This window comes from Providencia sp. PROV004 (assembly GCF_011045615.1).
GTDB classification, from domain to species: domain Bacteria; phylum Pseudomonadota; class Gammaproteobacteria; order Enterobacterales; family Enterobacteriaceae; genus Providencia; species Providencia rettgeri.
Genome location: NZ_CP042859.1, coordinates 2556690 through 2577036, shown reverse-complemented (window position 1 = coordinate 2577036; position 20347 = coordinate 2556690). Strand labels below are relative to the sequence as shown.

At 39.2% G+C, this 20347-nt stretch carries 15 protein-coding genes; 11 read left to right on the top strand and 4 right to left on the bottom strand.

Annotated features, from left to right (window positions below; translation table 11 throughout):
• Positions 1-375 precede the first annotated feature (375 nt).
• Both pntA and pntB read left to right on the top strand, forming a co-directional pair.
• The gene (gene pntA, locus FVA69_RS11550; RefSeq protein WP_164528880.1) at positions 376-1905 is read left to right on the top strand and encodes a Re/Si-specific NAD(P)(+) transhydrogenase subunit alpha; all 1530 of its coding nucleotides are present in this window, start codon (positions 376-378) and stop codon (positions 1903-1905) included.
• A gap of 13 nt (positions 1906-1918) precedes the next feature.
• A complete protein-coding gene (gene pntB / locus FVA69_RS11545; protein ID WP_004910772.1) occupies positions 1919-3307 on the top strand; it encodes a Re/Si-specific NAD(P)(+) transhydrogenase subunit beta in 1389 nt (462 codons plus the stop codon).
• A 131-nt stretch (positions 3308-3438) separates the two neighbouring features.
• On the opposite strand, the gene FVA69_RS11540 is transcribed toward pntB, so the two are convergent.
• Positions 3439-4635 (bottom strand): MFS transporter, encoded by a 1197-nt coding sequence (locus FVA69_RS11540; RefSeq protein ID WP_004910773.1) that lies wholly within the window; start codon positions 4633-4635, stop codon positions 3439-3441.
• A 167-nt stretch (positions 4636-4802) separates the two neighbouring features.
• On the opposite strand from FVA69_RS11540, the gene FVA69_RS11535 reads away from it, so the two are divergent.
• Positions 4803-5435: a TetR/AcrR family transcriptional regulator gene (locus FVA69_RS11535; protein ID WP_109912182.1), complete on the top strand. Its 633-nt coding sequence runs from the start codon at positions 4803-4805 to the stop codon at positions 5433-5435.
• Positions 5436-5484: 49 nt separating this feature from the next.
• Here FVA69_RS11535 and uspE read toward each other — a convergent pair whose 3' ends face one another.
• Together uspE and FVA69_RS11525 are read right to left on the bottom strand one after the other, a co-directional pair.
• Positions 5485-6432, bottom strand: a complete 948-nt coding sequence (uspE, locus tag FVA69_RS11530) for a universal stress protein UspE (protein WP_004910778.1) — start codon at positions 6430-6432, stop codon at positions 5485-5487.
• A gap of 125 nt (positions 6433-6557) precedes the next feature.
• Positions 6558-7313 carry an FNR family transcription factor gene (locus FVA69_RS11525; protein WP_004254821.1) on the bottom strand — a complete coding sequence of 252 codons (756 nt, stop codon included), beginning with the start codon at positions 7311-7313 and terminating at the stop codon, positions 6558-6560.
• A gap of 364 nt (positions 7314-7677) precedes the next feature.
• On the opposite strand from FVA69_RS11525, the gene FVA69_RS11520 reads away from it, so the two are divergent.
• From FVA69_RS11520 to FVA69_RS11500, 5 genes are all read left to right on the top strand, one after another.
• Entirely contained in the window at positions 7678-8688 is a 1011-nt protein-coding gene (locus tag FVA69_RS11520) for an NAD(P)H-quinone oxidoreductase (RefSeq protein ID WP_117161945.1), read from the top strand.
• A 404-nt stretch (positions 8689-9092) separates the two neighbouring features.
• A complete protein-coding gene (locus tag FVA69_RS11515; RefSeq protein ID WP_117162203.1) occupies positions 9093-11033 on the top strand; it encodes a pyridoxal phosphate-dependent decarboxylase family protein in 1941 nt (646 codons plus the stop codon).
• A gap of 20 nt (positions 11034-11053) precedes the next feature.
• Positions 11054-12262: a tyrosine transporter TyrP gene (gene tyrP, locus FVA69_RS11510; protein WP_004910783.1), complete on the top strand. Its 1209-nt coding sequence runs from the start codon at positions 11054-11056 to the stop codon at positions 12260-12262.
• A 271-nt stretch (positions 12263-12533) separates the two neighbouring features.
• On the top strand, positions 12534-13085 hold the full coding sequence (locus FVA69_RS11505; RefSeq protein ID WP_004910786.1) for a PadR family transcriptional regulator: 552 nt from the start codon (positions 12534-12536) through the stop codon (positions 13083-13085).
• Positions 13078-13281, top strand: a complete 204-nt coding sequence (locus FVA69_RS11500; RefSeq protein WP_004910787.1) for a hypothetical protein — start codon at positions 13078-13080, stop codon at positions 13279-13281. The genes FVA69_RS11505 and FVA69_RS11500 overlap by 8 nt, the downstream gene beginning before the upstream one ends.
• Before the next feature lie 226 nt (positions 13282-13507).
• Here the strand turns inward: FVA69_RS11500 and FVA69_RS11495 are convergent, their stop codons facing one another.
• Complete coding sequence (locus FVA69_RS11495) at positions 13508-15253, bottom strand: ABC-F family ATP-binding cassette domain-containing protein (RefSeq protein ID WP_164528879.1); 1746 nt, start codon at positions 15251-15253, stop codon at positions 13508-13510.
• Between the two features lie 418 nt (positions 15254-15671).
• Here FVA69_RS11495 and FVA69_RS11490 point away from each other — a divergent pair, with 418 nt between their 5' ends.
• The 3 genes from FVA69_RS11490 to rbbA all read left to right on the top strand — a co-directional run bounded on the left by FVA69_RS11490 (position 15672) and on the right by rbbA (position 20343).
• On the top strand, positions 15672-16148 hold the full coding sequence (locus tag FVA69_RS11490; protein WP_110731917.1) for a GNAT family N-acetyltransferase: 477 nt from the start codon (positions 15672-15674) through the stop codon (positions 16146-16148).
• 371 nt (positions 16149-16519) lie between these two features.
• Positions 16520-17590, top strand: coding sequence for an HlyD family secretion protein (locus FVA69_RS11485; RefSeq protein ID WP_004910790.1), 1071 nt, complete (start codon positions 16520-16522; stop codon positions 17588-17590).
• Entirely contained in the window at positions 17587-20343 is a 2757-nt protein-coding gene (rbbA, locus tag FVA69_RS11480; RefSeq protein ID WP_164528878.1) for a ribosome-associated ATPase/putative transporter RbbA, read from the top strand. Before FVA69_RS11485 ends, rbbA begins: the two co-directional genes overlap by 4 nt.
• Positions 20344-20347 lie beyond the last annotated feature (4 nt).

The window sequence follows — 20347 nt, the reverse complement described above, 5'->3', positions numbered from 1 at the left end:
TCCGCCTTGCGCAATTTATTATAAACATGCTGAATCTTAGTTGTATCACATGTACGTGATTATTACACGTAACGGAACCCGTTGTCTCATGATTTTCTTTTTATGAGAAATAAATAATTATTGACTAGTTAAATTTACCAGATTTTTTAAAGTATCCAGTATTTTATTGACCTAAAACTAAGATTTTCACTGCGAATTCCATTTACTGTCTAAGAATCGAGATCAATTATGGATCAAGAAGCTTATTTTCAGTAGGTTATTAGAACATTAAAAATCTGTTTATGCACAAAATAAGACTTTTCTCTGTGATGATAGTCATTATTTTAGCAAACACTCTATTAACAACATTACGTTAGGCATTAAAAAGGGAACATTATGCGTATTGGTATACCAAGAGAAAGACTTGCCAATGAAGCGCGTGTTGCAGCTACACCATCAACAGTGACTCAACTTCTTAAGTTAGGTTTTTCTGTCTGTGTAGAACAAAATGCGGGTCATTTAGCCAGTTTTGATGATGTAGCATACGAACAAGCGGGGGCAGAAATCGTTGATCGTGATACTGCATTTGCTGCGGATATCGTTTTTAAAGTCAACGCGCCACTGGATGATGAAATTCCTCAGTTAAAAGAAGGGGCAACACTGGTGAGTTTCATTTGGCCGGCACAAAATGCTGAGCTAATGGAAGCGTTAAAAGCTCGGAAAATTAACGTGATGGCGATGGATGCCGTGCCACGTATTTCACGTGCCCAGTCACTTGATGCGCTGAGTTCAATGGCAAACATTGCAGGCTACCGTGCAATTGTTGAAGCTGCTCATGAATTTGGCCGTTTTTTTACGGGGCAAATTACGGCAGCAGGTAAAGTGCCTCCAGCGAAAGTCATGATCATCGGTGCTGGGGTTGCTGGCCTTGCTGCAATTGGTGCTGCAGGTAGCTTAGGCGCTATTGTCCGCGCTTTTGACACTCGCCCTGAGGTGAAAGAGCAAGTTCAGAGTATGGGAGCTGAATTCCTTGAGCTAGATTTCAAAGAAGAGGCTGGTAGTGGCGATGGCTATGCCAAAGTGATGTCAGAAGCATTTATTAAAGCTGAGATGGAATTGTTCGCTGCTCAGGCGAAAGAAGTTGATATCATTGTGACTACGGCACTGATCCCAGGTAAACCCGCACCTAAATTGATTACCAAGGAAATGGTTGAATCAATGAAACCAGGGAGTGTGGTTGTCGACTTAGCGGCGCAAACTGGGGGAAACTGTGAATTAACTCAAGCAGATAAGTTGGTTGTGACTGACAATGGCGTAAAAATCATTGGTTACACTGACTTACCAAGCCGTTTGCCAACTCAATCATCACAGTTATATGGAACAAACCTTGTTAACTTGATGAAACTGCTATGCAAAGAAAAAGACGGTGAAATCAACATTGATTTTGACGATCTGGTTATTCGCGGTGTCACAGTGATTAAGCAAGGTGAAATCACCTGGCCTGCCCCCCCAATTCAGGTATCTGCTCAACCGCAGGCGAAACCGCAATCGGTTGAAAAAGTTAAAGCGCCTGAGAAAAAGATGTCACCGACGCTGAAATATGGCTTGATGGCATTAGCCATCATCTTGTTTGGTTGGTTCGCTAATTCAGCGCCAAAAGAGTTTTTATCGCACTTTACGGTATTTGCATTAGCTTGTGTGGTCGGTTATTACGTGGTGTGGAATGTCACTCATGCATTGCATACACCGTTAATGTCAGTCACTAATGCTATTTCAGGGATCATCGTCGTGGGCGCCTTGCTCCAGATTGGAAACGGTGGCTGGGTAAGCTTCTTATCCTTTATCGCCATATTGATCGCCAGTATCAATATTTTTGGTGGGTTCACTGTAACCCAACGCATGTTAAAAATGTTTCGTAAAGGGTAAGGGGTAACTTATGTTGTCGAGTGGAATTGTGACAGCAGCTTATATAGTTGCTGCTATCCTATTTATTTTCAGCCTTGCTGGGCTATCCCGTCATGAAAGCTCCCAACGAGGGAATACTTACGGCATCATCGGGATGGCTATTGCATTGGTAGCCACGATTTTAGGTCCTCACAGTGCTAATGTGGGCTGGATGATCGTTGCGATGGTTATTGGTGCAGTGATTGGTATTCGCTTAGCGAAAAAAGTTGAAATGACAGAAATGCCTGAGCTGGTGGCTATTTTACATAGTTTTGTCGGTTTAGCAGCAGTGCTGGTTGGTTTCAACAGCTTTATCGCAAGTGAAGGGCACGCTGATGTTGTGATGGAAAACATTCATTTAACAGAAGTTTTCTTAGGGATCTTCATTGGTGCGGTTACCTTCACTGGCTCAGTGGTCGCTTATGGTAAATTATCAGGAAAAATGTCATCAAAACCGATGATGTTACCTAATCGCCATAAACTGAATTTAGCGGCGTTAGTTGTTTCATTCATTCTGTTAGTGATTTTCGTTAAAACAGAAAGTGTGGGCTTACAAGTCTTCTTGATGCTAATCATGACTGCGATTGCTTTAGCTTTTGGCTGGCATTTAGTGGCATCAATTGGTGGAGCGGATATGCCTGTGGTTGTTTCAATGCTGAATTCTTATTCAGGTTGGGCTGCTGCAGCGGCAGGTTTCATGTTAAGCAATGACTTGTTGATCGTCACAGGGGCATTGGTCGGTTCTTCAGGTGCGATTCTGTCCTATATTATGTGTAAGGCGATGAACCGTTCGTTTATCAGTGTTATTGCAGGAGGCTTCGGTACAGATGGCTCTTCAACAGGCACAGAAGAAGAAATGGGTGAGTACCGTGAAAGCACGGCAGAAGAAGTCGCTGAAATGTTGAAAAATTCAACATCGGTAATTATCACTCCAGGCTATGGTATGGCGGTTGCACAAGCACAATACCCTGTTGCGGATATCACCACTAAACTACGTGAACGTGGTATTAATGTGCGTTTTGGTATTCACCCTGTAGCTGGGCGTTTACCTGGCCATATGAACGTATTATTAGCCGAAGCTAAAGTACCTTATGATATCGTATTGGAAATGGATGAAATTAATGATGATTTCTCTGATACCGATACCGTTCTTGTTATTGGTGCTAACGATACGGTTAACCCAGCGGCTCAAGAAGATCCAAACAGCCCAATTGCAGGTATGCCAGTTCTTGAAGTTTGGAAAGCAAGCAATGTCATTGTATTTAAACGTTCAATGAATACTGGCTATGCTGGGGTACAAAACCCATTATTCTTCAAAGAAAATACGCAGATGTTGTTTGGTGATGCGAAAGATAGCGTTGATGCAATCTTACGTGCATTGTAATTTAATGAGTTACTAATTCATTTCAAAAAAATTAGCAAAGTAAATAAGAAGGGGTGATTGGTTAATTCCAGTCACCCCTTCTTGATATTTGAGAGTTAAATCAGTTTATGTGATGCAGTCTTATAAACGCATCATTTGAGGCAAAATCGAGCGCAATTGGTTAGCCCTCGAGCAAAGGTAAACACTAATAAAAACGCTAGTGTTGATATTATGAGCATGCTCATCATGAGAACTCCGCCATTGAAATTATCCATGACATATCCTCCCACTAAGCTACCAATAGTAATTAAAATTAAAAACATAAAGGTAATCAAAGCTGAACCTTTTTCGGTTAATTCTGGAACATGAACGTGCATCCACATGTTGATTGTTGCAGGAACCATACCCGCAGCAACTCCCCATGAAAAAACAAATATGATACTGGTTGCCCAATTAAAATCTAAAACAGATAATGCGAGAAAAGCTAAGGCCAATAAAAGTGCACTAATCGCAAAATTATAACGAACATTATGTTTTCCGACATAACCTGCCAGTATATTGCCAACGACGCTAGCCACTCCAAAAAAGAGTAATAATGCTGAAATTTGCCCTTCGATAAAGCCTGCGGTTTGTTTAAAGAATACCGTAAAATAATTATAGGCAGAGAAATGTGCTAAAAAAATCAGTGTGAATATAACTAACCCTTTACGTGCAATAGGGTGCGAGGGCATCAATAATAACTCTTTCCATTGCATAGACGAGGACGGCTTTAATGATGGTAAAGAAAAATACTGCATTAAAAATGCGATAGCGCCCGCAATGACTAATGCAATATAAGGTGTTCTCCAACCATAGTTATCAGATAGCCAAGCGCCTAGAGGTACGCCGAGTACGGTAACTAATGTGACTGCCGAAAAAAATATTGTTACGGATGTGGTAATTGACATGTTTTTAGGTGCTAAACGTACGACTAAGCCAGCAGCAACACCCCAAAAACCCCCTAATGCAATTCCTAATGCGAAACGACCTAATAAAACTAAACTAAAATTAGAAGCGAAAGCCGTAATTGCGTTGGCTAATATCATGAGAGCAACTAAGAAAAGTAATACTTGGCGTCTATCGATATTTTTTGCATAAATGGGAACAAATAGGGAGGATACCATACCTGCGATAGATGTGACTGTCACGGTAAGTCCTGCAGTACCTGTTGATATTTGGAAATCATAAGCGATATTATTCAGGACGCTAATCGCTAAAAATTCACCAGTAACAATAATGAAGCAAGCAAAAGTTGCAGATAATAGTGAAAGCCAGTTACCATTGTGCGAAGAAAAATGAGTTGTTGTCATTTGCTTTCCATGAAAATTGAGTTATTTACAAAAAAATAATTTTATAGTGACCGCTATAAAATTATAGTGCTATTCTTTATGCAAATTTAGGCGCTGTCAATTATTTTTGTAGTGACCACTATAAAATAGTTATGGCATCGTGAGTTGACTGCGAGTAAAGTGAGAAGATGAATCAAATAAAACGCGGGCGGCCTAAAGGCTTTGACCAACAAGATGCATTAGCTAAAGCCATGTTACTTTTTTGGCGAAATGGCTATGTTGCAACCTCAATTAGCGATTTAACTCATGAGCTAGGTATCACCGCACCTAGTCTTTACTGTGCTTTTGGTGATAAAGCATCGTTGTTCAATCAATGTATTGATTATTATTTGATGAATGAAGCTTGCCCTATTTTGTCTATCGTAAAGCAAGCTAAAACGGCGAAAATTGCGATTGAATTACTGATGTACGAAAGCGCCAAAAGGCTAATTCAGCCAAACAAACCCGCAGGTTGTATGTTGATTACTGCGGCAATGAATGGGGCGAAGCAAATCGAAGATGTGCAATTAAACGTTCAAGAAAAACGTAAGAGCTATCAAGAGATTCTACTAGAGCGCATGCGCAAAGGTATTGCTGATGGCGATGTTGCACCAGATGCACCGATTGAAGCTATCGTTGATTTTTATATCACGGTAATTGATGGTTTTACCATCCAAGCGTGTGACGGAATTGAACTTGAGAGGCTGAATCAAGTTATTTTTAATGCTATGCAGGTTTGGCCAGTACTTAATTCCAGCCAACATAAACAGAATCAGGATTGAATTGCTCCCCTAGTTAGTGAATTAGGGGGAGCAATTTTTAAATGATTAATTAATCTTCATCAGCAGGGGTGATAGGGCAGACAAAGCCGTCAGGTTTAATCGCTAATAAATCACATTTTAGCTTATCGATGACATGCTCTGCGGTATTCCCCAAAAAGGCCGCTGAAATCCCTGTACGGCCTAAAATACCCAGCACCACAACCCCCGCATGTAATTCTTCACACATGTCAGGAATAATTTTTTCAGGTAGGCCTTCACGGACATGGGTGTACTTTTCATCAATCCCAAATTTTTGCCGTAGCTCTTTCATCGCAATTAAATGTTGGCCACGTAGTGCGTTGTTATATAAGCTCGGGTCGAAATCGGGCAACTCTATGGCAATATTCATTGGCGCAACAGGATATGCGCTTACTAAATGAATTTCCTGTTCTTTAATAATGCGTGTTGCTAAGTCTTTTGTTTTTTCGACCAATTTAATATTGAGGTCATCGTGATAAGATTCCTCATTTGATAAATTAACGGCAACAACCACGGAACCGTGGTCTGGCCATACTTTATCTTTCACCATCCAGACAGGAGCAGGGCATTTTCGGAGTAAATGCCAGTCTAACGGGGTAAAAATAATTGACTCGAAATTATCGGTTTGATGTGCCATTTTCAGTAATAAGTCATGTTCACCACTGATAACTTCCTGAATAATGGCCTCATATGGCTTGTTGTGCCAAATAACTTTAATTTCAATATCAATGCCTGCTTCAAGATAGAAATGAGCTTGTTGTTTGATCCACGCTGCTTTTTGGCTTATTACACCTTTACGCATGGCATTACGCTCTTCAGGGGACAGTAATGTTGTCATGTCATAGGAAAGGTCGTAGATAGGCAAAAACGCTTTTATCCGTCCACCATTACGCTGCACGATGTAGACAGCACGTCTTAATGCAGGTTGATCATCCTGATTTGGGTCAATTGCAACTAGCAGATTTTTATAGTTTGCCATATTGAAATCCTCTCGATACACGGATATTTCCATATAGATAAACTATGATATTGAGATTAAATAGGCAAGAAATCTAGGGAAAAAAATGAAAACGGATCACTGATAACGTGATCCGTTTAGGGATATTAGCATGTAATTGCGGAAACTTTACCAGCAATATCAGTCAGTTTAGCCATATCTTCGATGGTGATATACTTACCTTTAACACTCAGCATGCCACTTTTTTGAAAGCGGCCTAATAAACGGCTGATGGTTTCAACAGTTAATCCAAGATAGTTACCAATATCTCCACGAGTCATGGTCAATCTAAATTCTCTTGGTGAAAAACCGCGTTCTGCAAAGCGGTGTGAGAGGTTAAGAATAAATGCAGCTAAACGTTCTTCCGCATTTTTCTTAGATAATAAAAGGATCATTTCTTGGTCACCTTTAATTTCACCGCTCATTAAACGCATAATTTGCTGACGTAAATTAGGCATTTTGCCTGATAAATCATCTAATGTTTCAAAAGGTATTTCACAAACCATTGATGTTTCAAGTGCTTGTGCAAAACTTGGGTGCTGTGTATGAATGATGGCGTCAAAACCAACAAGGTCTCCAGCTAAATGAAAACCGGTAATTTGCTCATCGCCTTCTTCGGTTATTGTATAGCTTTTTATTGTACCAGAGCGGATGGCATATAATGAACGCAACTCATCGCCTGCTTTAAACAAAGCTTGGCCTTTTTGAATTGGTTTCTTGCGTTCGATGATATTATCAAGTTGATCCAGTTCATGTTCATTCAGCGTAAAAGGAATGCAAAGTTGGCTAATACTGCAGTCCTGGCAATGAATAGCACAACCACCAGACTGGATGCGACGAACAACTCTTTTTTCTGGGATCATATTTAAGGCTCAATCAAGTTAAAATTATTGATATGAGTCAATTTTAACATAAGATAATGCAACTGGTAAGTAGTAATGTATGACAGAATCGACTTAATAAACAAAAAAGCCAATCAGAGAACATGGAAGAAATTAGTGAATTTAGATATTAATGCTAAATTAAAGAAGATTACTAAATATAAAATTTGATATAGATTAAATTTCACCCTCTAAACGATAAAAAGATGACAGATATCACCATTGTAATTAATACTTAAAATTATAGTGCTTGAGCACGAAATATTAAACTAATTAGCATTAATTTAACACGAAAATAAATTTATGAATATCAATTTTTCAAATTAACCTCAATAAGGAGATTATAATGACACTTACTCAACAGTCTTTACCCACTTCGATGACAGTTGTTGACATTATAGAACCTGGTGGGTCAGAAAAGCTGCGATTAATTGATAAACCGTTACCTAGAATTTCTGCAGGGTATTTACTTGTTAAGGTGGAAGCTGCGGGCGTTAATCGTCCTGATATTTTTCAGCGTAAGGGATCTTATCCTCCACCGGCTGATGCTTCACCGATTATGGGGCTTGAAATTGCAGGAACTATTGTAGGCAAGGCGGATGATGTAGCGGAATGGCAGCTAGGTGATAAAGTTTGTGGGCTGGTTGCTGGGGGCGGTTATGCGGAATATTGTCTAGTGCATAAGCACATCGCCTTACCGTTAGGGAATTTATCTTTTATCGAGGGGGCGGCAATACCTGAAAACTTTTTTACTGTTTGGGCAAACGTTTTTCAAATCGGCAAGTTAAAAAAAGACGAAACAGTACTTATTCACGGGGGAACATCGGGTATTGGTAGTGTGGCGATTATGTTAGCGAAAGCGTTTGGTGCAACAGTGATTACCACTGTTGGTTCTGAGGATAAGGCTGAAGTTGCAAAATCGTTAGGTGCAGATTGTGCTGTTAACTATAGAAAAGATGATTTTGTTGAGGCTACGCTCAATTATACCTCCTCTCGAGGTGTAGATATGGTCGTGGATATTATCGGTGGCGATTATGTTGCAAAAAATTATCAAGTTGCTGCTAAGTTTGGGCGCATTATCCAGATTGGGATGATGAAAGGTAACCCTAAAGAGTTAAATATGATGCCTTTAATGGTAAAAAGATTAACTCATACGGGATCAACAATGCGTTCTCGAACTATTGAAGAAAAAGTTTTGATCGCACAAGAGCTCAAAGAACAAGTTTGGGGGATGTTACAAAAAGGTGAAATTAAACCTATTGTTAACAAGATCTACCCTTTAGCCCAAGTAAAAGACGCTCATGAGTATATGGAATCAGGTGACCTTACTGGTAAAATTATACTAATAAACAATTGACTATAATTTTTTAATCTGGTTTTTATTGTTGTATTACGATATATTTATAATAGTAAAAACCAGTCCATTTATAACAAATAATTTACATAATCAAGTCTTTTTAGCGTAAATATCTCTTTACAGTTAACTAAATTTTGATTTTTTGTGCTCGTCCACAAATTAGAATGAAATTCCAATTGGTTTGTTAATAATTTAATAAAAATAGATTATATCTATAAACAAGTTGGCCATTAACGGTTTGTTTATCAATAAGTAATCCTTAAATGATATTTTTAAATGTATATCATTAATATATTGATATCTTTTATATAAACACAGCCCGTTATGCACTTTCCAATGATATTAAGTTAAGTGACTTAAATGCAACTAGCGGCTGCTAATTGCAGTTTGAAGGTGTAGTAATGATGAATAATTTTAAAAATGCAAAGATGAATGTAGATGCATTGTTTTTAGGCCCTAAATCTGAAAATGCTGTCTTTTTCAAAGAAATGATGGAATATTCAGTGAGTGAACACATGCATTGGCGCTCTAGCTATCATCCAGAAGACCCTGATCTTATCTCTACCGTTGACCGCTATGCCCCTGAATACCGAGATACGTTATATCGTACAGAAGGTATTCTTAATCAACTCTCTTCAAAATTAAAAACAACATCAGTTCCATGGTTCTCTCCACGTTATATGGGCCATATGAATGCAGATACGCTGATGATTTCTAATTTAGCTTATGTTATGGCGATGATGTACAACCCTAATAATTGTGCACAAGAATCTTCTCCGACGACAACCGTTTTAGAAATAGAGGCCGGATTAGATTTATGTGCCATGTTTGGTTATGACGTACAACATGCTTGGGGGCATATTACATCAGGTGGGACAGTAGCTAACTATGAAGGATTATGGGTGGCTAGAAATATTAAAACACTACCGTTGGCGGTTATGCAGCACCCAAAATCCCAATACTTGCTAAAGGGGAAAACCGAAAAAGAGTTGCTCAATCTTTCAGTGCCTACAGTTCTAGATTTAATTGACGAATTAAAGAAACAGCAAATTTTTGAAGAAATTCGTGATCTGACCTGTCGTGGCGTTGGAATAGAGCAAGGAAAACTCGGTAAGTTATTGGTTCCTCAGTCTAAACACTATTCATGGATGAAAGCGATGGATATTCTTGGTTTAGGCCAACAGAATATTGTGCAACTACCCGTTGATGCAAGTTATCGAACGGATGTGTGTAAAATGCGTGAAACCGTATTTGCATTGATTGAGCAAGAAGAACCTATTTTAGCAGTCGTTGCCGTTATGGGAACCACAGAAACTGGCGCAATTGACAATGTCAAAGAAGTCATTGAGCTACGACGTGAATGTGAGCAACGTTTTGGTGTTTCTTTTTATGTGCATATCGATGCTGCTTATGCGGGATACGCTTGTGCGATGTTTCGTGATGAAGAAAATCAATTTATGGAGTATGAGAATTTAATCCAACGGTATCATAGTGAAGGAATTTTCCCTGAAAATATGGTGTGGCCAAAACGCGATGTGTATGAAAGTTTTAAAGCATTAAGCCAAGCTGATTCTATTACCGTTGACCCTCATAAAGTGGGGTTTATTCCGTATGCGGCGGGGGCAATTTGTATGAAAGATAAGCGGATTGTAGATTTGGTTTCTTACCATGCCGCTTATGTATTTGAAGAAGTGCAAGAAAAACAGCGTAAAGCAGAAAAAACGCAAAATGTATTACTTGGCTCTTCCATCATGGAAGGATCAAAAGCGGGCGCAACCGCCGCAGCGGTATGGGCTGCACACCGCTTAGTCCCATTAAATGTTTTAGGGTATGGAAAAGTGATTGCCGCAGGGATCATCACAGCTAATTGGATGATTGACAAAATTAATCAATGTGAGCCTTTCATTATTGATGAGCGTCAATTTTCAATTATAGCGATGCCTACGCCTGATTTTCATATGATTAACTTTATGTTTCGTGAAATCGGAAACACCTCTTTAGAAAAGCAAAATCAGCTCAATAAGCGGCTATATGAATTATGCTCTTATGCAGCTGGTCGGAGTTATTCTAATGATTTTCTCACCTCATCAACTTCGCTAACTTATGACGAATATGGTGATAATCCATTGAATTTATGTCGAGATGCACAGTTCTCTGATAACGAATGGCATAAAGTGCGGTCAATTTATGTACTACGGGCAGCGATCATGACGCATTGCTTGCGTGATAGGGCACATTTTGAAACCTATTGGGCGGAGTTAAAAAATATCTTTGAAGATAAACTGCAACAACTCATTAATGAAGAAAATAAGTCAAATCATTCCAATTATAAAATTAATATTTAATTGATTGTTAGGATCTCAATATGAAAAATCGCACACTTGGTAGTGTATTTATTGTTGCAGGTACTACGATTGGCGCAGGTATGTTAGCTATGCCTATCGCGGCTGCGGGTAATGGGTTTTTAGTTAGCTTGGCTATGTTATTAGTGTTATGGGCATTGATGTGTTACACAGCATTGCTTTTGGTCGAGGTTTATCAACATGAATCCCACGAAACGGGGATTGGTAGTGTTGCGCAGCGGTATTTAGGGTCTAGTGGCAAATTTATTACGGGTTTCAGTATGATGTTCCTTATGTATGCACTGACAGCGGCTTATGTCAGTGGTGCAGGGGAAATCATTACTTCAAATTTAAAAAGTAGTTTTGCCATTGAAATGGCCGATTGGATGGGAATTGTTGTATTTACCGTCATTGGCGGTGGCGTTGTATGTTTCGGGACTTCATCCGTAGATTTTATCAACCGTATTTTATTTGCTGCAAAAATTGTTTTCCTAGTCATTATATTGGCATTAATGATACCGCATGTTGAGCAACAAAATTTATTGGCTGCGCCAACTGAAAAAGTTCTCATTTTATCTGCGATACCGGTATTTTTTACCTCATTTGGTTTTCATGGTAGCGTCCCAAGTATCGTTAAATACATGGGAGGGGATGTCAAAAAACTGCGGGTTATTTTTATCATCGGAAGTGCTATCCCATTGATTGCTTATATTTTATGGCAAATCGCAACCTTAGGGAGTATTGGTACAACCACGTTCGTTGGTATTTTGGCTGAAAACGCAGGGCTTAATGGACTATTAGATGCAATTAAGGATGTGGCTCAATCAGGAAAAACAGAGTTAATTGCACAAATGTTCATGAGCTTGGCTCTAGCGACATCTTTCCTTGGGGTTGCTTTAGGGTTATTTGACTTTTTAGCAGACTTATTTAAACGTCAAGATAATGCTTCAGGGCGTCTACAAACAGGTTTACTAACCTTTGGACCACCGCTAGTTTTTGCTTTATTTTATCCTAAAGGGTTTGTGATGGCATTAGGGTATGCCGCAATTGCACTTTCAATACTAGCTTTATTACTACCTAGTGCAATGGCATTTAAATCAAGGGCATTGAACCCACAGAAATATCAAGTATTGGGTGGTGGATTAGGTCTATCATTGGTATTTATTTGTGGCATTATAGTTATTGGTGTTCAGTTAGGGATTGTTTTCAACATATTACCTAATATTGGCTAATAAACCGTTTACTTGCCAGCTGTCTTTTGATAGCTGGCTTGTTCCTTTCCTTAAAGCCTTTCTCAAATTTACGGCATAATTTACTCAGTTAGACAATTTACCGCACATTTTTTACTGTTGTATCGACATTTAGTCGGTATAATCCATATAAGAATGATTATCATTAGCACGTTATGCACAAAAACAGATATATCTAAAGCTGGCATTTTCTGTAAAAGTAACTATTATGTTAGATATATCGGTTTTAGAGTAAATAACCCTGAGAATTTTAATGGCCAGTGAACAACAACTAGACCCGTGTTTGTGTAACGGTAAAAGTGTCAGTCGTATGTTTAACCCTAAACAGTTAAGGATTTATATCCTACATTTACTGACGGGGGGAATTAATTATGGTTATGAGTTAATAAAAAAAATTGCAGAAGAAACGGCAGGTTTTTATTGTCCAAGTCCGGGTGTAATTTATCCGACTCTAACGTTATTAGAAGAGTTAGGGTTTATTTCAGCGGGTAAAGATAATGGAAAAGGGCGCAAGTGTTATGTGATTACTCCAGAAGGTCGCTGTTTTTTATTACTCAAAGCTGAAATATTGGCAGAAGTTCAACTAAAATTAAAATATGCACAGGAATTAAAAGCAGGTAATCAATTTGCTAATGAAATTGAATGTGCTGTAGATAAATTTAAGTCATTGTTGAGACACCAAATCGTGATACAACAGTTGACAAAAGAAGAGACAACAAGAGTCGTTGAGATCATTAACCGCGCAGTGGAACGAATTGAGCAAGTTAATGCGGTGTTAGTGGCAGAGGGAAAATCAAATGGCTAAAACGAATGATATTATACAAGCAAAAGAGCATTTATATATGAAAGAAACAAGCAAAATACCACAGAGCAACGACCCGGTTACTTCTGAAAATGAACCGCCTGTGAATACGAATAAAGATGTTAAATTTAAAGAGGTTGTTTGCCCCAATGTCCCAACGTCATATTTTAAGCGAGCTAAAAAACAAAAAATAAAATAATAATTTGGATAGTTTACAAAATCTTTATTCATACGAAAGGCATAAAGAATAAATGCAATTATTTTCATTATTGATGAATAACAGTACTCAATTTTCTATTATTTCGTCAATAAGGTAAATTTTAGGGTACATATAATTATTTTGTAAACTGTAACTATCATCCTATATCAGTATACGACTTATTGAGAAGGCCCCCTGATCACTTAGCGTCATCAGGGGGTATCGGTTATAAGCCCAATTTAGCGTGTATTTGGGCTATTTCATTTATCCACTGTTGTTGTAACTGTGGCTTTTGGTGGCTTAGTTTGCGTTTTTGATCCGCAAGTAACTTTTGCTCTAATATCAGTAATGTTTCTAGTAGCTCATCTTCATGCGCATCTTCCTCACAAGGAATTTTAATCGCCGATTTAACAGAGACATCTCTCCCAAGTGTAGGCGTTAATAATGACTGGGATTGCAGCTCGATTTTATGATAAATATCATCAACATTAAGGTATTCCTCTAGCCGATTATCATCGATAAACCAGAAGCGTTGGCAGCTATTTTCAATGAGCCATCTATCATGGCTTACAACCAATAATGCTCCAGAAAATAAGCTAATTTGTTCACAAAGCGCTTCCTTGCCTTCTAGATCAAGGTGATTGGTAGGTTCGTCCAATAAAATCAACTCGTACTGAGCTAAACTTAAACCAATAAACAATAACCTAGCGCGTTCTCCACCACTCAGTGTTACTACTTTCTGTTGATGGCGTGAATAAGCAAAACCAGCGCCAATCAAGGCCATTTTTCGTTGTTCATCGGTTAAAGGTGCAAAATGACGTAGTGCCTCTAGTAGGCTATCATTATCATTTAGCTGCTCTAATTGTTGGTCATAATAACCAGCACTGATAGCTGGGTGAAACTTCAATTGCGAGCTATAACGCAAATCTTGTTGATAACATTGCCAAAGTAGACGTAATAGTGTCGATTTACCACAGCCATTAGCGCCCATGATGGCGATACGGTCACCACTTTTCACTTGATGAAATGCCGTTTTAAACAACTGATTTCCATTCGGTGTTGAAACAACAGTGTATTCCAACTCCAAAACTCTATCTGCAGGAATCGCTTTGCCATTTAAAGCAAGCTTCCATTGATAGCCTTCAGTTAACTCAGTTTGGGCATCTTTAAGCCGATCAATATGTTTTTCCATCTGCTTGGCTTTGCGTGATAAGGCTTCATTGTCATACACATGCCCCCAAATAGCTAAGCGCTTGGCACTTGATGCAATACGGTCAATTTCTTTTTGCTCGGCTTGATTACGACGTGCATCAGTAATGTCTTTTTCACTCAATGCTTGCCGTGCTGCACTGCAAGGTAACCGATAAAAATGCAGTGATTTATCTCGTAAAATCCAAGTGCAGTTACTCACCTTATCTAATAATGACTGGTCATGAGACACGAGTACGAAACTGCCTTTCCATGACTGTAAGAAATTACCTAACCAAATAAGTGTGGGTAAATCTAAATGATTACTTGGTTCATCAAGTAGTAGTAAATCGGGCTGCTCAATTAAAGCACGACCTAGAAGCAAACGAGTATGTTGCCCTCCACTGATGGCATAAGCTTTTTGTTCCCACTGTTCAGGTGTAAAACCTAATTCTGATAATAAAACTTCAGCCCGCCAGCGTTCAGTGACTTTGTCTTGTTCAGGTAATTTTTGAACCAGTGCATCAAGGAGTGTTAAGGAAGCAATATCATCGGGTAAATGTTGTTCAATATAAGCAGTAACACAGTGGTTCGCATAAGTAATACTGCCATTATTAGGGGACAATTGCTGGGTTATTAGCTTCAATAATGTACTTTTTCCGCTTCCGTTATGGCCAATTAAACCAATACGGTCGCCTTGTTGAACGGTAAAAGAGATATCATTCAATAAAGTCGAGGTTGAAGTATCGTAATTTAGTGATTTTACAGTTAATAAAGTGCTCATAGCTTACTCAAATTTTAGGCATAAAAATGCCAGGGCATAGTCGTCACGACAACCCAGTAAGCTGAGGGAAGATTTTCTTTAGTGGCTTCGCTCAGGCAGGGTTATCGCAGTATAAAACTGTGAAAGCCTGAGCTCTGGCGATTACCAAAGAAGTGTGAGTATTCAATAAGATCACACAACAGCATAGATTAGCCTCCTTAATATTTGTTAAGTTAATCCATGAGATAATCATAGCAAACATAGTCTTTGGCAAACAATGTCCAGAAATGCGTTGTTTGATTATTATTGTTAAATTAAGTATATCCACAGATATAAATGATACTTATATCATGCACGAAGAAATGAATAATACTGCTGTGAATTGGGTTCTTCGTTGGTAGCGTTTAAAATTAGGATGCAAAAGCTAAGAGAGCCCCACATGAACGTAGAAATAAAGTCAGCAACCCACCAAGATGCCGCTTTGATATTAGATATGATCATTGAACTTGCGGATTACGAAAAAGCACGTCATGAAGTGAAAGCTACAGTTGCTGATATCGAAAATTCCTTATTCGATGAAAATTCAAGCACTGAAGCATTGATTTGTTATGTCGATGGGCAGCCAGCAGGGTATGCCGTATTCTTTACAAGTTATTCAACATGGTTAGGTAATAGTGGCATTTATTTAGAGGATTTATATGTATCCCCTAATTATAGAGGGGCAGGAGCCGGAAAAAAACTATTGAAACATATTGCAAAATTGGCCGTAGATCGAAAATGCCAGCGTCTGGAATGGAGCGTTCTTGATTGGAATCAGCCAGCGATTGATTTCTATAAAAGTATAGGTGCGCAACCACAGGATGAGTGGGTTCGTTACCGCATGGACGAAAAAACGATAGCTGAATTTGCTTGCTAATATTTATTCAAATCAAATGTTATTAATAAAGCCAGTAAACTAATTGACTGGCTTTATTTTTTATATATTGAATTAAATGTATACAATTAATGCCTTATTATTGTTTTTATCTGTCTATTCTACCTTTTTGTGACACAAGGCAACTTCACTTAACTTAAATGCTGATAAAATGTTATTAAATTAGATAGATAGCTAATTTAATAACTGTGTTTACACGTACTAACATAGTTAAAAAATAAAAAATTATTACTTTTGTCTTAGTTGTATTTATTTAGCATATAGGACAATTATATCGTTTTATTAATATTTACCAGGTTAATAATCAAAATAATTGTTGTTCCTTGTTTTCTCATTTAATGGAAAGGGATGGTATGAAAATAAATAAGCAAAAAATATCTTTTTACATCATTTTAATAATAATTATTGTTGCGGGTGGTTTTTATTACTGGAATGTTAATTCAGGTGGGCTACCTGCTGGATTTGCACAAAGTAATGGCCGTATAGAAGCAACGGAAATTGATATTGCGACTAAGACTGCAGGGCGCATTGAAACGATTAATGTAAAAGAAGGCGATTTTGTTAAAGAAGGGCAAGAACTTGCTCGTATGGATACACGAGCGCTCCAAGAGCAGCTTCATGAAGTACAAGCCCAGTTACGCCAAGCGATTAGTGCAGTGACAACAGCCGAATCTGCTTTAGCCCAACGAAAAAGTGAAAAAGTTGCCGCTCAAGCGGTTGTTCGCCAACGTGAAGCGGAATTAGACGCCGCACAGAAACGATTAAATCGCTCTAGAGCTTTGGTAAGAACCAACGCTGTTTCTCAACAACAAGTCGATGACGATACAGCGCAGATGCAAGGTGCTCGCGCAGCACTGGAGGCGTCAAAAGCGCAAGTTGCCGCCGCGACATCAGCGATTGATTCTGCAAGCGCCGGTATTGTCCAAGCGAAAAACCGTGTTGATGCAGCGACAGCAACGGAACGTCGCATTATTGCGGACTTAGATGACAGTATTCTAAAAGCACCAAGAAACGGGCGCATTCAATACCGTGTCGCTGAGCCTGGAGAGGTACTTGGCGCTGGTGGGCGGGTCTTGAATATGGTCGATTTAAGTGATGTGTATATGACCTTTTTCTTACCGACTGAAGATGCAGGTAAAGTTGCCTTAGGCAGTGATGTTCACATTATCCTTGATGCTGCACCAAACATCGTGATCCCAGCAAAAACCACGTTCGTGGCAAGTGTTGCACAATTCACACCCAAAACCGTAGAAACACAAAATGAACGCTTAAAATTGATGTTCAGAGTACGTGCGCGTATTTCCCCTGAGTTATTAGAGCAACACTTAGAATATGTCAAAACAGGGTTACCTGGTAAAGCGTATGTACGTTTGGATCCGAATGAATCTTGGCCTGCTGAACTTGAGGTGAGATTACCACAATGACCAATAAACTGATGGATGATGTGATTATCGATATACAGCATGTCAGCCAGCATTATGGTGATAATTGTGCGTTGGATGACATTGTACTTTCCATCCCAGCAAGAAAAATGGTTGGGTTGATTGGTCCAGATGGTGTAGGAAAATCAAGCTTGATTTCTCTGATCGCGGGGGCAAGAGTGATTCAAGAAGGCCAAATAACGGTACTTGATGGTGATATGAATGACATTGAACACCGCCGAGCTGTTTGCCCTCGCATCGCTTATATGCCACAAGGTTTAGGGAAGAATCTCTACCATACATTATCTGTTTATGAAAACGTCGATTTTTTTGGGCGTTTATTTGGCCAATCAAAAGCTGAGCGTGAATATCGCATTCAAGATTTACTTGAAAGTACAGGGCTTGCACCCTTTAAAGACCGTCCTGCTGGCAAATTATCAGGAGGCATGAAACAAAAGTTGGGATTATGCTGTGCGTTAATTCATGATCCCGATTTATTAATTTTAGATGAACCTACCACTGGGGTTGACCCGTTATCTCGTGCACAATTTTGGGATTTAATCGATCGTATTCGTTTGCGACAAACCAATATGAGTGTTTTGGTCGCAACAGCTTACATGGAAGAAGCCGAACGTTTTGATTGGTTAGTGGCAATGGATGATGGCAAGGTGCTTGCCACTGGCCATGCATCTGAATTAAAAGCACAGACGCAATGTGATGACCTTGAAGCTGCGTTTATTCAATTACTACCAGAAGAAAAGCGTAGTGGACACAAAAAAGTGGTTATCCCGCCACGTGATACATCAAAAGACAATGTTATTGCCATTGAAGCGCAAGACTTAACCATGCGTTTTGGTAACTTCGTCGCCGTTGACCACGTTAATTTTAAAATCCCTAAAGGGGAAATCTTTGGCTTCTTAGGCTCCAATGGTTGTGGTAAATCCACTACCATGAAAATGCTGACAGGCCTACTTCAAGCCAGTGAAGGGCAGGCATGGCTATTTGGTCAAGAAATTGATCCTAAAGACATCGAGACTCGTAAACGCGTCGGTTATATGTCGCAAGCCTTCTCGTTATATAGTGAACTCAGTGTTGAGCAAAACTTAGTTCTTCATGCCAAGCTTTTCCATATACCGGAGGATAAAATCCCTCAGCGTGTGGATGAAATGTGCCAGCGTTTTGAACTTGAAGATGTGCGAGAGGTAATGCCTGACGATTTACCTTTGGGAATTCGTCAACGGTTATCTTTAGCTGTTGCTGTTATTCATGAACCTGAAATGTTAATCCTCGATGAGCCAACATCAGGAGTGGACCCTGTTGCCAGAGATATGTTCTGGAACTTAATGGTCGATTTATCAAGGCGTGACGGCGTCACAATTTTTATCTCAACTCACTTTATGAATGAAGCCGAACGCTGTGACCGAATTTCATTAATGCACGCAGGAAAGGTACTTGATTGTGATACGCCTGCAAACTTAACCAAAAAACGCGGATTAGCGACGTTAGAAGAAACCTTTATTGCTTATTTGCAAGATGCGGTGGGTGATGCAGGGCAAGGGCAAGAAACTGCACCTGAGTTCCATGTTGACCCTGAACTAAAAGAGCAAGCAACCGAAGCGTTGAAAAAACGCTTTAGTTTACGTCGGTTATTTAGTTATTCCATCCGGGAAGGCATGGAATTGCGTCGAGATCCTGTCCGTTCTACATTGGCGTTATTGGGAACTGTAATTCTTATGTTTATCATGGGTTACGGTATTAGTATGGATGTAGAAAATTTACGTTTTTCAGTACTCGATCGCGACCAAACAGGGCTAAGTCAGGGATATACTCTGAACTTAGCAGGCTCACGTTACTTTATCGAACAACCACCAATTAAAGATTATGATGACTTAGAGGCAAAAATGCGTAGCGGTGATGTTACTGTTGCGATTGAAATTCCACCTAATTTTGCTAGGGATATCGCTCGTGGTAATAACGTCAAAATTGGCGTGTGGATTGATGGTGCCATGCCAAACCGTGCTGAAACTGTGCGTGGCTATGTACAAGCAATGCACTTAGCATGGCTAAGTACGATGGCTGCTCGTCAACCCGTAGGTGTTGCTGGTATGCCCGCTATCGACATTGAAACTCGATATCGTTATAACCCAGATGTTCGCAGTTTGCCGGCGATTGTTCCCGCGGTTATTCCATTATTATTAATGATGATACCCGCCATGCTGAGTGCGTTAAGTGTTGTTCGAGAAAAAGAACTTGGTTCGATTATCAATCTTTATGTCACCCCGATCACCAAATTAGAATTTTTACTTGGAAAACAGCTCCCTTATATTCTATTAGGCATGTTTAACTTTGTATTACTTTGCATATTATCAGTGTATATATTTGGTGTTGAATTCAAAGGTAGTTTTCTGACATTAACGCTGGCAGCATTTCTGTATATCAGTATTGCAACAGGTATGGGGCTGCTAATTTCATGTTTTATGAAAAGCCAAATCGCAGCAATTTTTGGTACTTCTATCATCACATTGATACCAGCAACTCAGTTTTCAGGAATGATTGACCCTGTCTCATCATTGGAAGGTATTGGCCGCTGGGTTGGGATGGTTTATCCAACATCACATTTTTTGACTATCACGCGAGGAACCTTCTCTAAGGGGTTAAATTTATTTGATTTACAGTCATCATTTATTCCATTACTGATCACCGTACCACTGGTTATTGGGCTAAGTGTTTTATTCCTGAAAAAGCAGGAGGCATAGTGAT

Excerpts from the sequence above, each read along its gene's own strand:
- rbbA (WP_164528878.1), top strand. The coding sequence starts at position 17,587 with ATGACCAATAAACTGATGGATGATGTGATTATCGATATACAGCATGTC.
- FVA69_RS11540 (WP_004910773.1), bottom strand. The coding sequence starts at position 4,635 with ATGACAACAACTCATTTTTCTTCGCACAATGGTAACTGGCTTTCACTA.
- FVA69_RS11490 (WP_110731917.1), top strand. The coding sequence starts at position 15,672 with ATGAACGTAGAAATAAAGTCAGCAACCCACCAAGATGCCGCTTTGATA.
- pntA (WP_164528880.1), top strand. The coding sequence starts at position 376 with ATGCGTATTGGTATACCAAGAGAAAGACTTGCCAATGAAGCGCGTGTT.
- FVA69_RS11525 (WP_004254821.1), bottom strand. The coding sequence starts at position 7,313 with ATGATCCCAGAAAAAAGAGTTGTTCGTCGCATCCAGTCTGGTGGTTGT.
- FVA69_RS11495 (WP_164528879.1), bottom strand. The coding sequence starts at position 15,253 with ATGAGCACTTTATTAACTGTAAAATCACTAAATTACGATACTTCAACC.
- FVA69_RS11515 (WP_117162203.1), top strand. The coding sequence starts at position 9,093 with ATGAATAATTTTAAAAATGCAAAGATGAATGTAGATGCATTGTTTTTA.
- uspE (WP_004910778.1), bottom strand. The coding sequence starts at position 6,432 with ATGGCAAACTATAAAAATCTGCTAGTTGCAATTGACCCAAATCAGGAT.
- FVA69_RS11520 (WP_117161945.1), top strand. The coding sequence starts at position 7,678 with ATGACACTTACTCAACAGTCTTTACCCACTTCGATGACAGTTGTTGAC.
- tyrP (WP_004910783.1), top strand. The coding sequence starts at position 11,054 with ATGAAAAATCGCACACTTGGTAGTGTATTTATTGTTGCAGGTACTACG.
- FVA69_RS11505 (WP_004910786.1), top strand. The coding sequence starts at position 12,534 with ATGGCCAGTGAACAACAACTAGACCCGTGTTTGTGTAACGGTAAAAGT.
- FVA69_RS11500 (WP_004910787.1), top strand. The coding sequence starts at position 13,078 with ATGGCTAAAACGAATGATATTATACAAGCAAAAGAGCATTTATATATG.
- FVA69_RS11485 (WP_004910790.1), top strand. The coding sequence starts at position 16,520 with ATGAAAATAAATAAGCAAAAAATATCTTTTTACATCATTTTAATAATA.
- FVA69_RS11535 (WP_109912182.1), top strand. The coding sequence starts at position 4,803 with ATGAATCAAATAAAACGCGGGCGGCCTAAAGGCTTTGACCAACAAGAT.